This window comes from Streptomyces sp. NPDC127129 (assembly GCF_042671585.1).
In the GTDB taxonomy this organism is placed as follows: Bacteria; Actinomycetota; Actinomycetes; order Streptomycetales; family Streptomycetaceae; genus Streptomyces.
In genome coordinates this window covers 1-12,609 of the sequence record NZ_JBHXTV010000024.1, presented here as the reverse complement: position 1 = coordinate 12,609, position 12,609 = coordinate 1, and the positions used below count along the sequence as shown (strand labels likewise).

General features: G+C 72.9%; 13 protein-coding genes. 5 read left to right on the top strand and 8 right to left on the bottom strand.

All coding sequences use genetic code 11. The features are described from left to right. Nucleotides 1-128 precede the first annotated feature (128 nt). Both ACFVGW_RS33630 and ACFVGW_RS33625 read left to right on the top strand, forming a co-directional pair. Complete coding sequence (locus tag ACFVGW_RS33630) at nt 129-602, top strand: DUF3618 domain-containing protein (RefSeq protein ID WP_385854628.1); 474 nt, start codon at nt 129-131, stop codon at nt 600-602. A gap of 259 nt (nt 603-861) precedes the next feature. Further along, nucleotides 862-1,386 (top strand): DUF3291 domain-containing protein, encoded by a 525-nt coding sequence (locus ACFVGW_RS33625; protein WP_385854627.1) that lies wholly within the window; start codon nt 862-864, stop codon nt 1,384-1,386. Between the two features lie 12 nt (nt 1,387-1,398). Here ACFVGW_RS33625 and ACFVGW_RS33620 read toward each other — a convergent pair whose 3' ends face one another. The 3 genes from ACFVGW_RS33620 to ACFVGW_RS33610 all read right to left on the bottom strand — a co-directional run bounded on the left by ACFVGW_RS33620 (nt 1,399) and on the right by ACFVGW_RS33610 (nt 5,515). Further along, nucleotides 1,399-2,682 carry a ricin-type beta-trefoil lectin domain protein gene (locus tag ACFVGW_RS33620; protein WP_385854626.1) on the bottom strand — a complete coding sequence of 428 codons (1,284 nt, stop codon included), beginning with the start codon at nt 2,680-2,682 and terminating at the stop codon, nt 1,399-1,401. 200 nt (nt 2,683-2,882) lie between these two features. After that, nucleotides 2,883-3,533, bottom strand: coding sequence for a DUF4360 domain-containing protein (locus tag ACFVGW_RS33615; RefSeq protein WP_383220432.1), 651 nt, complete (start codon nt 3,531-3,533; stop codon nt 2,883-2,885). A gap of 266 nt (nt 3,534-3,799) precedes the next feature. Beyond that, complete coding sequence (locus tag ACFVGW_RS33610) at nt 3,800-5,515, bottom strand: ABC transporter ATP-binding protein (protein ID WP_385854705.1); 1,716 nt, start codon at nt 5,513-5,515, stop codon at nt 3,800-3,802. 364 nt (nt 5,516-5,879) lie between these two features. Between ACFVGW_RS33610 and ACFVGW_RS33605 the strand changes: the two genes are divergently transcribed. After that, nucleotides 5,880-6,239: a hypothetical protein gene (locus ACFVGW_RS33605; protein WP_385854625.1), complete on the top strand. Its 360-nt coding sequence runs from the start codon at nt 5,880-5,882 to the stop codon at nt 6,237-6,239. A gap of 102 nt (nt 6,240-6,341) precedes the next feature. Further along, on the top strand, nt 6,342-6,794 hold the full coding sequence (locus ACFVGW_RS33600) for a YbhB/YbcL family Raf kinase inhibitor-like protein (protein WP_385854624.1): 453 nt from the start codon (nt 6,342-6,344) through the stop codon (nt 6,792-6,794). A gap of 155 nt (nt 6,795-6,949) precedes the next feature. Here ACFVGW_RS33600 and ACFVGW_RS33595 read toward each other — a convergent pair whose 3' ends face one another. The 3 genes from ACFVGW_RS33595 to ACFVGW_RS33585 form a co-directional block, all read right to left on the bottom strand. Further along, complete coding sequence (locus ACFVGW_RS33595) at nt 6,950-7,756, bottom strand: crotonase/enoyl-CoA hydratase family protein (RefSeq protein ID WP_385854623.1); 807 nt, start codon at nt 7,754-7,756, stop codon at nt 6,950-6,952. Nucleotides 7,757-7,825: 69 nt separating this feature from the next. Next, a complete protein-coding gene (gene thpR / locus ACFVGW_RS33590; protein WP_385854622.1) occupies nt 7,826-8,419 on the bottom strand; it encodes an RNA 2',3'-cyclic phosphodiesterase in 594 nt (197 codons plus the stop codon). A 53-nt stretch (nt 8,420-8,472) separates the two neighbouring features. Further along, nucleotides 8,473-10,083: an FAD-binding oxidoreductase gene (locus ACFVGW_RS33585; RefSeq protein ID WP_385854621.1), complete on the bottom strand. Its 1,611-nt coding sequence runs from the start codon at nt 10,081-10,083 to the stop codon at nt 8,473-8,475. A gap of 67 nt (nt 10,084-10,150) precedes the next feature. Here ACFVGW_RS33585 and ACFVGW_RS33580 point away from each other — a divergent pair, with 67 nt between their 5' ends. After that, complete coding sequence (locus ACFVGW_RS33580; RefSeq protein WP_385854620.1) at nt 10,151-10,837, top strand: TetR/AcrR family transcriptional regulator; 687 nt, start codon at nt 10,151-10,153, stop codon at nt 10,835-10,837. Nucleotides 10,838-10,841: 4 nt separating this feature from the next. On the opposite strand, the gene ACFVGW_RS33575 is transcribed toward ACFVGW_RS33580, so the two are convergent. Continuing rightward, the gene (locus tag ACFVGW_RS33575; RefSeq protein ID WP_383290345.1) at nt 10,842-11,453 is read right to left on the bottom strand and encodes a TetR/AcrR family transcriptional regulator; all 612 of its coding nucleotides are present in this window, start codon (nt 11,451-11,453) and stop codon (nt 10,842-10,844) included. Continuing rightward, nucleotides 11,450-12,409, bottom strand: coding sequence for a 3-hydroxybutyryl-CoA dehydrogenase (locus ACFVGW_RS33570; protein ID WP_385854619.1), 960 nt, complete (start codon nt 12,407-12,409; stop codon nt 11,450-11,452). Before ACFVGW_RS33570 ends, ACFVGW_RS33575 begins: the two co-directional genes overlap by 4 nt. Nucleotides 12,410-12,609: the final 200 nt, after the last annotated feature.

Genomic DNA, 12,609 nt, shown 5'->3' with positions numbered 1-12,609 from the left:
CGTGGTGAGCGACAGGAGTGCCTGTCCGTGACGGTTCCGGGCCGTGTGGACCGGGCCAGGCCGGGTACGCGCAGCGACAAGGAGGGCAGAAGACCGCGCAGGACAGATCGACAAGGAGGGTGGAAGCGATGACCCCGTCCCGGCACGAACCGCACGACACGGGCGCCGAAGAGACCGAAAAGCGGCGCGAGAAGGTGCAGCAGACCCGCGAGCAGCTCGGAGCGACGGTCGACGCGATCGCCGCGAAGGCGGACATCAGGTCGACGGCGCACGACACGGCTGCCGCCGTGAAGGGCCGGGCGGGCCACGTCGCGACCGAGGTGCGGGACAAGACCGCCCACGCCGGGCACCTGGTGCAGGAGAAGGCCGCCCACGCAGGGCACTTGGTGCAGGAGAAGGCCGCCCACGCCGGGCACCAGGTGCGGGACAAGGCCGCCCACGCAGGGCACCTGGTGCAGGAGAAGGCCCCCGAACCCTTGAGGCAGCGGGCTGATCAGGCCACCCACAAGGCGAGGGAGAACCGCGTCGCGCTGATCGCCGCCGCCGGGGCCGGGCTGCTGGCCGTGGCGGTGATGCGCCGACGCAGGAAGGCACGTCGATGAAGGCCTCGAAGGTCGTCTACAAGCCGGTCGGCCTCGCCCTGGGCGCCGCCACCGGCATGATCTCCGGAGCCACCGCGATCCGTCGCGTGACCGGAACCTGGCCCGGCTGACCCGCCGGCCTTCGGGGACACGCTCCGATCGCGCGTCCCGGTTGGTCAAGAGGCCACTTGAACAGGGAAAACGCAACTTCGACATGACCCCTGGAGGCGGTTACCTTCACCTGGTCACCGGACCAGGCAACCGCACCAGGGAGATACGCGTGCCCCGACTTGCGCTGTACACGTTCGGCGTCCTGAAGTCGCCTCTCGCCGATCCCGCACCTGCCACGCGCGAGTTCTACGACATCGGTGAGGCCGTCTACCGGAAGATCAGTCAGCAGCCCGGCTACCTCGCGCGGGCTGAAGCGGTGGACGGCGACCGGGGCGTGCTGTTCGAGGCGGACTGGGGTGCGTGGGGAGAGTTCGCCGTGCCGGCGTGGTACGGCAAGGGCCGGACGGTGGAGACCACCGCCCTGGCCACGACCCTCTCCCTCTGGACCGGTCTGCGCCCCGCCTTCGACGCCGTCTACACCGGTCTGCACCGTGGGGCGCTGAACAGGCGTCACGACTGGTTCGAGAGGGCGGGGCACCCGACTCACGTGGTCTGGTGGGTCGCCGACGGGGTGACACCCACCTGGCAGGACGGGGTCCGTCGGCTGGAACACCTCCACGATCACGGCTCCGCGCCGCACGCGTTCGCCTTCGCCCACTCGTTCACGCCGGAGGGAACTCCGACCAGGAGCTGAGTGGTCCGCTGCTCAGGCGACCGTCCACTTCTGGTTCGCCGTTCCGGCGCACGTCCACAGTTGGAGGCGGGTGTTGTTGGCGGAGCTGTTGCCGGTGGCGTCGAGACACTTGTTCGCCTGGGGGTTGACGATGTCCCGTGCCGCGTTGGCGACCCAGCGTTGGGCCGGGGTGCCGTTGCACTCCCAGAGCTGGACGAGGGTGCCGTCGGCCGTGCCGCCGGAAGCCGCGTCGAGGCACTTGCCCAGGGCGCGGATCGTGCCGTCCGCACCGACCGTCCACTGCTGTGCGGCGCTGCCGTTGCAGTCGTAGAGCTGCACCGGGGTGCCGTTGGCCGTGTTCGCGCCGGCGACGTCCACGCACTTGCCGCCGAGTCCGGTGATCCGGCCGCCGGTGGTCGGTCCGTCGCCCGTGGTGACGCGGACGTGGTCCACGACGAGCTGCTGCGGGAAGACGGTCGAGCCGTCGGGGTCGCCGGGCCAGTAGCCGCCCACGGCGAGGTTCAGGATGAGGAAGAAGGGCTTGTTGAAGACCCAGGCCCGGCCGCCGAGATCGGCCGGTGTACGGGTCTGGTACACGGTTCCGTCCACCGACCACGTGATCCGGTCGGGGGCCCAGTCGACGGCGAACGTGTGGAACGCGTCGGCGAACGCCTGCCCGCCGGGCAGCGTGTAGCCGGCGCCGATGCCGCCCGAGCCGGAGTAGCCCGGACCGTGGAGGGTGCCGTGGACGGTGGAGGGCTCGAAGCCCACGTTCTCCATGACGTCGATCTCGCCCGAGTTCGGCCATCCGACCTGGCCGAGGTCGTTGCCGAGCATCCAGAACGCCGGCCACATGCCCTGGCCGCGGGGCACCTTCATCCGGGCCTCCACCCGGCCGTACTGGGCGGTGAAGCGGCCGGCGGTGTTGAGCCGTGCCGAGGTGTACTCGCACCGGCCGTACCAGCAGCTGTAGTTGCCGGGGTTCTCGCGGCGCGCGGTGATCACGAGATGGCCCTGGCCGTCGAGCGCGGCGTTGGCGGTTCCGGCCGTGTAGTACTGCCGCTCGTGGTTGTTGACGTTGTCGCCGGTCTCGAGCTGCCAGCGGCCGGCATTGACGGCGGAGCCGGCGGGGCCGTCGAACTCCTCCGCGAAGGTGGCGGCGGCCGCCTCGGCGGCGGGCACCGCGCGCCTGCCGTCGTCGGCGCCTCCGGTGGCGCTTCCGGGAACGGTGCCGGCGATGCCGAGCAGCAGAGCGGCGCCCGCCAGGGCGGACAGGGCCGTCCGCAGGGGGCGGCGAGATGGGCGGGAGGAGTGCATGGCTCTCACTTCCGTCGGATGTGGGGGTGGAGGTGGGGGCAGGGGCGGGTGGAGACCGTGATGGGCATGCGCATGACATGCCTTAGTCGCCTCCATGATTTAAGAAGTAAGTTAAGTGGCCGTCAAGAGCCGTGAGTTGTTCACCGGGAGCGCGGCCGCCCCCGGCCGGGACGGGGGGCCCGGCCGGGGGTTCCACCGTGTCAGTTCGTCGGGCACTCCTTCCAGGCGAGGTGGTAGACGGTGCTGATGTCGCCGTCGGTGGAGTCCATGGTCATGTAGCTGGTGGTGGCAGGGTTCGACGTGCCGGCGTTCACCCGGAGCTCGGTGTTGATGTTGAAGTTCCGCTGCACACCGCAGGGCGCCCACACGAGCTGCGCCCAGTCGGTGTTGTCGGTGGCCTGCCAGTTGTCCTCGTACGGCCCCCGGAAGGTGTGGGTCCGCGACGCGGTGTTCGGCGAGCCCTGGAAGTAGTACGACGCCTTCTCCGTGCTGCTCGCGCCGGGCCGGAGTGACGCGTAGCCGCGGTAGTCGGCGCTGGCGATCGCGTAGGTGAAGCCCTGGGGTACGTGCACCAGGAGGTTGAGCTGACAGTTCCTGCGGGCCGCCGTGGGCGCGGAGTCGCCGCCCACCTGCGCCAGGTACTCGCTGTACGTGACGGTGAAGGCGGTGTTGTCCTCGGATACGGCGATGGCCGCGGTGCCCAGAGGACAGCCGGAGCCGTTCACCGTCGCGATGTCGATGACGATCCTGTCCGGGGGCGGATCGACGATCGACGACGGGCTCGCCTGCGTCGGCAGGGCCGAGGCGAACAGAGCGGCGACCGCTCCGCTCACGAGCAGGGGGACTCTCATGATTTCTCCCATCCGGTGGTTCGCTGGCGCCACGGGGGTGGTCCAACCGGCAACGGTTGAACTATCATGTACATGTCAGACGCATGCCTGGGGCTCCCCGCCGGTGTGGGCGGGGGGTGGTCGAATGCTAGGCGCCCGGGTACGGCGGGGCAGGGGGGTGCCCGGCCAACAATCCCCCTGCGAACGGCCCTCCTTTTGGCGCGGAACAGCGGTTGGCGCCCCCTGAGTCCCACAGGAACCGGGGGCCCCAGGGGCAATCCCGTACCTCAGCTCTCGGCCGTGGCCAGGAACTGGGTCGCGGCGAGCTCCGCGTACAGCGGGTCCACGGCGACGAGTTCGCGGTGCGTGCCCACGGCCCGCACCCGGCCCGCGTCCATGACGACGATGCGGTCGGCCATGGTGACCGTCGACAGCCGGTGGGCGACGACCATCACGGTCGTGGTGCGCGCGACATCCGCCACGGTGTCGCGCAGCGCGGCCTCGTTCACGGCGTCGAGCTGGCTCGTGGCCTCGTCGAGCAGGAGCAGCCGGGGGCGGCGGAGCAGCGCGCGGGCGATCGCGACGCGCTGGCGTTCGCCGCCGGAGAGCTTGGTGCCGCGGTGGCCCACGAGGGTGTCCAGGCCCTTGGGAAGCCGTTCGACGAGACCGTCGAGCCGGGTGGTCCCGAGCACCCGCAGTACGTCGTCCTCGGCGGCGTCGGGGTTGCCGAGCAGCAGGTTGTCGCGCAGGGTCCCGGAGAGGACCGGAGCGTCCTGCTCCACGTACCCGATCGCGGCGCGGAGCCGGGGGATCTCCCAGGTGTCCAGGTCGCGGCCGTCGAGGGTGATCCGTCCGGCCTCCGGGTCGTAGAACCGCTCGATGAGCGAGAAGACGGTGGTCTTGCCCGCGCCGGACGGGCCGACGAAGGCGGTCATGCCGCGCTGCGGTACGGAGAAGGTCACGCCGTGGTGGACGTGCGGCAGGTCGTCGGCGTACCGGAACCGGACGTCCTCGAAGGCCAGCGCGGCGGGCTCCGCGCCGGGCGCGGGCAGTGGCGCGGGCCCGGCCGGGGGCTCGGCCGGGAGCTGCAGGGCCTCGCGGATCCGGGCCAGGGCGCCGGCCCCGGCCTGGTACTGGGTGACGGCGCCGACGACCTGCTGGATGGGCGACATCAGGTAGAAGACGTACAGCAGGAAGGCGACGAGCGTGCCGACGTCGATCGCGCCCGTGGCCACCCGGGCTCCGCCGACCGCGAGCACGGTGATGAAGGCGATCTGCATGGAGAGGCCGGCGGTGTTCCCGGCCAGCGCGGACCACTTCGCGGCCCGGAGGCTCTGCCGCCAGGACTCCTCGGCCGCCGCGTGCACGGCCTGCTCCTCACGGTGCTCGGCGCCGGACGCCTTGACGGTACGCAGCGCGCCGAGGATGCGTTCGAGCGACGCCCCCATCGCCCCGACGGCGTCCTGCGCCTGCCTGCTGGCCTTGTGGATACGGGGCACGAAGACACCGATCACCGTGCCCGCGCCCAGCACGACGCCGAGTGTGACCGCGAGCAGCACCGGGTCGACCACGCCCATCATCACCAGCGTCGCGACGAGCGTCAGCCCGCCGGTTCCGAGACCCACCAGCGAATCGGTGGTGACCTCGCGCAGCAGGGTCGTGTCCGAGGTGACCCGCGCCATCAGATCGCCGGGCTCACCGCGGTCGACGGCCGCGATGCGAAGGCGCAGCAGGTACGACGACAGGGTGCGCCGCGCGCCGAGGACGACCGACTCCGCGGTGCGCTGCAGGACGTACCCGCCGAGCGCGCCGATGGCCGCGTTGGCGACGACCAGGACCGACATCAGCAGCAGCGCGCCGGCGATCGGACGGTCGTCGGAGAGCGCGTCGATCAGGAACTTGGCCACCAGCGGCAGCGCGAGTCCGGTGGCTCCGGTGACCAGGGACAGCACAGCCCCGAGGAGCAGCGTCCAGCGGTGCGGCCGGACGTACCCCAGGAGCATGCGCCAGGCGGGCGTGGCCGGTCCGGCCGGCTCACCGCTCGCGGACCGGTCCCGTGGTGCGGGGTCGGTGGGCGGGGCGGACTCTGTGGTGGTGGCCACGCGTGCTCCTCGTCGTCGTGCCGTGCCGGTCGGCGGCCGGGGTCCGCCCCGGGCGGGAGGAGGCATCAATGTACGTCCGAGCCGGGAGCGTACGGGCCGTGGGGTGGGCCTCCAGGAAGCCAGACGCGGTGCGGGGCGCGACGGTTGAGGACGACGGCCGAGTCCGCCCCCCGTGACGTCGGGCACATCGGGTGGCGGCCGTGGTTCGGCCGTGGCCACCGGGGCAGGAAGCCCGCGGGGCGGCTGATGTCAGGGGGGATGCCGCATGATGTTCGGTTACTCGGACGACTGGATGGCGCTGCTGTTCGTTCCGGTGGTGTTCTGGGTGCCGCTCGGGCCCTTCCTCATGGCGGGCTTCGGTGTGTGGTGCGCCCGGCGGCCGGGCTGGGTTCCGCGCCTCTGGTCGGTGCTGGTGCCGGCCGTACCGGTGGGGATCTCGGGCTCCGTCCTGATTTCCGGCCTGATCCGCCTGAAGGAGGAGACCTGGCGGGAGGACCTCACCGGCTATCTCGCGGTCTACGTCTTCGGCATCACCGTGCTGCCCTGGCTGCTCGGCTACGGGATCACGCGCCTCTCGCGCGCGCTGCGAGCCCGCCGTCACCGGGTCGTCCCGCCGCAGGGCTGAGCGCGGGGCCCGGTGCGGGCCGGCACGCGGGCTCCTCCGCCGAACGGGGGTTTCCGGGCGCGGACCGGTACCCGGGTCGCCACGGCGGGTAGGGCGGCGCGCATGAGCGGAATGGAACTCAGCAGCACCGCATTCGACGACAACACCACCATCCCCCGTCGGTACAGCGGGGAGGGGGAGAACGTCTCGCCGCCCCTGACCTGGTCCGGAGTGCCCGAGGAGGCCACGGAACTGGTGCTTCTCTGCGAGGACCCGGACGCACCGGGGAAGACGTTCCTGCACTGGCTGGTGACCGGCATCGATCCGGGGACCACCGGGGTGCCGGAGGACACGAAGCCGCAGGGCGGGCTGCCCTGGCCCAACGGCTTCGGACGCATGGGGTGGGGAGGGCCCATGCCTCCGCCCGGCCACGGTCCCCACCGCTACTTCTTCCGCCTGTACGCCCTGTCCGAGTCGCTTCCCCTCCAGGGCAACCCGGGCGTCGAGGACGTGCACGGCGCGCTGAAGGGCCGGGAGCTGGCCTCCGGCACGCTCCTCGGGACGTACCAGCGCTGAACGCGTCACCCGTGGCCGGCGCCGCGGGTGACCGAGCACGGTCTGCCGTACGCCGGACCGCGGCCCGCCACGCACCGGACCGCGGTTTGCCGTGGGCAGGACCGTGGCCCGCCACGCACCGGACCGCGGCCCCGCCATGCACCGGACCGCTGCCGTCAGTCCGTGAAGGACCCGTGGCGGCCCGCCCCGTGCGCGAAGCGTGCGGCGCCCGAGAGCGTTTCGCCGGCCGACAGCGGAACCATGCCGTGACGCAGCTCGGCCGCCAGTGCCTCGGCTTCGGGGAGCCCGTGCTGTTCCCGTACCGAGAGCCGGTCGTGGCGCAGACAGAGCTGCGGGAACGCGGCGATCTCGCGGGCGAGTTCCTCGGCCGCCCGTCGGGACCGCCCCGGGGGTACGAGACGGTTGGCGAGGCCGATCTCGTACGCCTCGGTGGCCGGGACCGGGCGGCCGGTCAGGATCAGGTCCATGGCGCGGCTCTCGCCGATCAGCCGGGGCAGCCGGACCGTACCGCCGTCGATCAGCGGAACGCCCCATCGCCGGCAGAACACCCCGAGGACCGCGTCCTCCTCGACCACGCGCAGATCGCACCAGAGGGCCAGTTCGAGCCCGCCGGCCACGGCATGGCCGGCGACGGCCGCGATGACCGGCTTGGTCAGGCGCAGGCGGGTCGGGCCCATCGGGCCGTCGCCGTCCGGCTCCACCCGGTTCCCGTCGTCCGTGCCGATGGCCTTGAGGTCGGCGCCCGCGCAGAACGTCCCGCCCTCACCCCACAGCACCGCCACCGACGCCTCGTCGTCGGTCTCGAACGCCCGGAAGGCATCGGCGAGTTGCCGGGCCGTCGGCCCGTCCACCGCGTTGCGGGAGGCGGGCCGCGACAGCACCACCGTCGTCACCGGCCCGTCCCTCTCCACACGTACGGCAGGGGCCACCGGGTCGGCCGAGGCAGCTGGGGTGTCGGTCATGGGGGCATTCTCACGCGCCCGCGGCCCGGCGGCCAGACCGCGGATGACCACATGAGGAGGCGTCCCCTGTCACGACGCCGAAGCGACGCCGCCGAAGCTCCAGGCCTCGATGTCGCGGTAGTGGATGGGACCGGGACCGCGGCCGAAGTTGCTGCCGACCAGGTGCAGTCGCCCGGCCGCCCAGGGGCGGCCGGTGAACGCGGTGAGTCCGGCGGCGGTCTCCACCACGGGAGCGGTCTCGTTGCGGCGGGCTCGGGCGAGCGTGAGGTGCGGGCGGAGCGGCCGGTCCTCGAAGGCGACACCGCACGAGCGGACCACGGCCCGTACCTCGGAGGCGAGCAGGTGCAGACCGTCGAGGTCCCCTTCGATCCCGCTCCAGAGCACCCGCTCGTCGAAGTGTCCGCCGCCGCTCAGCGCCAGTTCCAGAGGGCGGCGGGCAGCCGCGAGTCCGGCCAGCGGCGGCCGCAGGAGCGGCACGGTCGCCGCCGGGAGCTCCCCGAGGAACGCCAGCGTGATGTGCCAGTCCTCGATCCGGTTCCACCGCAGGTCCGGGTACGCCTCGTAGGCGGGCCCCAGCGCCCGCGCCAGCTCGTCCTTGGCGTCGTCCGGAGGGGCGAGCGCGACGAACACCCGAATGGTCGAGGAATGGTTCTGATCGTTCACAGAGCACTTCGTACCTCACCCCGAGCGGTTCGGTCATCTTTTCCCCGCGGCGCTCAGTCGACGAGCACGCCGGGGTTGAGGATGCCCCGGGGGTCCAGCGCTCCCTTCGCGGCACGCAGCGCGAGGGCGAAGGGCTCCGGACGCTGGCGGTCGTAGCCCGGCCGGTGGTCGCGGCCCACTGCGTGGTGATGGGTGATCGTGGCGTGGTGGCGGTGCAGCACATCGCTCGCCACGGCCTTCAGGTCGTCCCAGAAGGCGACCTCGTCGCCGGGGCGGCCGGCGGCCAGGACGGTGAAGTACGGTGCCGCGCCGTCCGGATAGACGTGGGTGAGGCGGCAGTTGACGGTGGCCGGGTGACCGGTGGCCTTCAGCGCGGCCTCGCCGACCTCCGTGCGTACCGCTTCGATCAGAGCGGGGATCCGGTCCCAAGTCGCCGCCGTCTCGAAGGTCTCCGCCACGGCTCCCATCCTGGCCAGACCGTCGCGGAGATAGGGCATCCGCAGGAAGGCCGCGCGCCAGGCGCTCACGGCGGCGTCGGCGGGCGCGCCGTCCGCCGAGGACGAGGCGGCCGCCCGCCGGCCGCCGTGGGAGCGGGCGAGGTCGACGGCCTGTTCCAGACGGGAGGTGACCGGTCCGTCCGCCGACTCGAATCCCAGGACGAGTACGGCGGAGCCGTCGTGCGCGGCCCCGGACAGCGCGGCCTCACCGGAGTCCAGGAGCCGGCAGTTGGCCGGGGCGAGGTCCGACTGGGCAAGGGCGCGTACGGCTTCGAGGGCGGCGTGGAAGTCGGTGAACGAGAGCGACGCGGACGCCTTGTGGGCGGGGCGCTCCTGCAGCCGCACCCACGCCTCCGTGATGACGCCGAGCGCTCCCTCGGAGCCGAGGAACAGCCGGTCGGGGGAGGGCCCGGCGCCCGACGCGGGCAGCCGCCAGGAGGTGCCGGTGCCCGCGGGGGTGACCACGCGCAGGGACTGGACGAAGTCGTCGATGTGCGTGCGGCCGGTCGCGTAGTGGCCGCCGGCCCGGGTGGCGAGCCAGCCGCCCAGGGTCGAGAACTCGAAGCTCTGCGGGAAGTGCCGCAACGTCAGGCCGTGCGGCCGCAACTGGTCCTCCAGGCTCGGACCGAGGGTGCCGGCCTGGATGCGTGCGGCCCGGCCCCGGGCGTCGACCTCCAGGACGCGGTCCATGGCGGTCAGATCGAGGGACATCACGGCGCGGTGGGCGTCACCGCGGTACTCCACACCGCCCGAGACGGAGGACCCGCCGCCGTACGGGACGACCGCGACCTGCCGCTCGCCGGCCCAGTCCAGCAGGTCGGCCACCTCCCGGTCGTCCGTCGGGCGGGCGACGAGGTCGGGGATGCGGCCGGGGCGCCCGCGCAGGGTGCGTGCGACATCGCGGTACGCCTTGCCCATGGCGTGCGACGCGCGCTGCCGGGGGTCGGTGTCGATCAGGTGGGCGAGGCTCGCGGGCGGCTCGACGGCAGGGTCCTCGATGCGCAGGTCACCGACGCGCGGAACGGGGAGCGGGCGGGCGAGGGTGCCGGGGAGCAGGGCGCCCATCGCGGCGCACTCCGCGTCGTCGGGATGCGCGTCCTCCCACCCCCACCCCCACCAGGAGCGGGTGCGCGGGTGAGGAACAGGCTGCGTCGTCGTGCCGGACATGGGTGCGCTCCCGAGGTCGCGGGGTGAATTTACCTAGCGGTAAATTACTTACTGATAATATCGGCGCATGGCAACCCCTCGCTCGAAGGCAGGCACCAAGGGAGTTCCGCGGCACCACCGTCAGCAGCAGATGCTGGACGCCGCCACGGAGGAGTTCGGCACGCGCGGCTACGCGGCAGCCTCGCTCGCCGCGATCGCGGAGCGCGTCGGCGTCACGAAGACGCTGCTGCACCAGTACTTCGGTACGAAGGAGGACCTGTACCTCGCCTGTCTCGTACCGGTCGGGGACCGGCTCCTGGACACCATCCGCACCGCGATGGGAGAGCACGGCACCACCGGGCGGACGCCCCTGCGCGTGCTGGAGAGCATCTTCGCCGCGCTGGAAGGACAGCGGGAGGCGTGGTTCGTGCTCTACGACACCTCACTGCCGCCCGGCGGCGCGGCGGCGCGCCGGGCCGCCGAGTACTGGACGGCCATCGACCGGCTCGCGGCCGGCGGCACCGCCGACCTGCTGCGCGCGGCCGGATCGACCGACCCGCTCGACGCGGACGCGCTCCGGTACGTCTGGCGCGACCTGGTCGCCACCCTCGTGCGCTGGTGGGTCAAGCACCCCGACGAGTCCCCCGAGGCCATGACCCGCCGCTGCGCCCGCCTCTTCGCGGCGGCGGCCGCCCTCACCACCGACCCGGCCCTCACGACCGACCCGGCCCTCACGACCGACCCGGCCGCCCTCACTACCGACCCGGCGGGCTGAACCGTCAGACCTCCGGGAACGCGGGGTCGATGCCGAGCGTCGGGGCGATCGTGCCCCAGATCGTCGAGCGGGCCGTCGCGAGGTCCACGCGGGGGTCGTCCAGCATCAGACGGATGCCGAGGCCGTCGCAGAGGGCCAGCACCTGGGTGCTCAGCGCGTCGACGTCGCAGTCGGCGAACTCTCCGGACTCGACGCCCCGTTGCACCGCCCCGCCCACCCACACGTGCAGCTGGTCGTACAGGTCGACGGCCAGATCGCGCGCCGCCGTGTCGCGCAGGGACCGTACCCACAGCTCCTGCCAGAGCTTCCAGTCCTGGCGCAGCTCCGCGTCCGTCGGCAGCATGCTCCGCAGGATGCGGGCCAGGGCGACGGCCGCCGGGACCGTGTCGGCTTCGTCGTCGGCCTCCGTACCGGTCTGGGCGAAGGAGTGCGTCATCGCGTCGGCGAAGAGCTTCTCCCGCGTGTCGAAGTGATAGTGCAGCAGGGCCTTCGAGACTCCGGCGTGCTCGGCGACCTTGCGCATGCTGACGTTCTCGAAGCCGATGTCGGCGATGACTTCGCACGCGGCCCTGAGGATGCGCTCTCGCGTCTCCAGTGCGCGATCGGCCTTGGTCACGTCGGCTGCTCCCCGTGTCGGTGCCCGTGGACCGGGCGGGTGGGCCCGGTCGCCCGGGCCGGCACTCCGTCATTCTCGCGCATCGCGCCTCCCGGACCGCCGTAGGTGTGGAAGCCCCGGCCCGTCTTGCGGCCCAGCAGGCCGGCGTCGACCATGCGGGCGAGGAGCGGCGGCGGGGCGTAGAGGTGTTCCCGGTACTCCGCGTACATCGACCGCGCGATGGCCTGCACCGTGTCCAGACCGATGAGATCGGCCAGGGCGAGCGGACCCAGGGGATGCGCGCAGCCCAGGGTCATGCCGCGGTCGATGTCCTCGGCCGACGCCGTCCCGCACTCGGCCATGCGTACGGCGGCCAGCAGATACGGCACGAGGAGGGCGTTCACGACGAACCCCGCCCGGTCCTGGGCGCGGACGACCTCCTTGCCCAGGACCTCGACGGCGAACGTCCGCGCCCGCCGGACCGTCTCCTCGCCGGTGAGCAGGGACGGCACCAGCTCGACCAGGGGAAGCACCGGCACCGGATTGAAGAAGTGGAGGCCGACGACCTGCGCCGGCCGCGAGGTGGCGGCCGCCAGGCGGATGACCGGGATGGAGGAGGTGTTCGTCGCCAGGACGGCGTCGCGCCGCTCCACCGTCCGGTCGAGCGCGGCGAAGACCTCCAGCTTCGCCCGCTCGTCCTCGGCCACCGCCTCGACGACGAGGTCACGGTCCGCCAGCCGCTCCATCTCCGTGCTCACCGTGATCCGGCCGACGGCGGCGTCCCGTTGGGCGGCCGTCAGCTTTCCCGACGCCGCGGCGCGTTCCAGGGAACGGGCGATCCGCTCCCGGCCGGCGGCCGCGGCCGTCCGGCCCGTCTCGACCACCACGACGTCCCGTCCGGCGCGGGCGCAGACCTCGGCGATACCGGAACCCATCAGTCCGCAGCCCACGACCCCGACCCGCTCGACGTCCGTCATCGGTGCGTCCTCCCTCCACTGAATCCTGTGGTGCCTGAGTTGTGCACGGGTGGGGTGGTGGGGGGGGGGGGGGGGGCCCCCCCCCCCCCCCCCCCCCCCCCCCCCCCGCCCCCCCCCCCCCCCCCCCCCCCCCCCCCCCCCCCCCCCCCGGGGGGCCCCCCCCCCCCCCCCCGGCCCCCCCGGGGGGGGGGGGCGGGCGC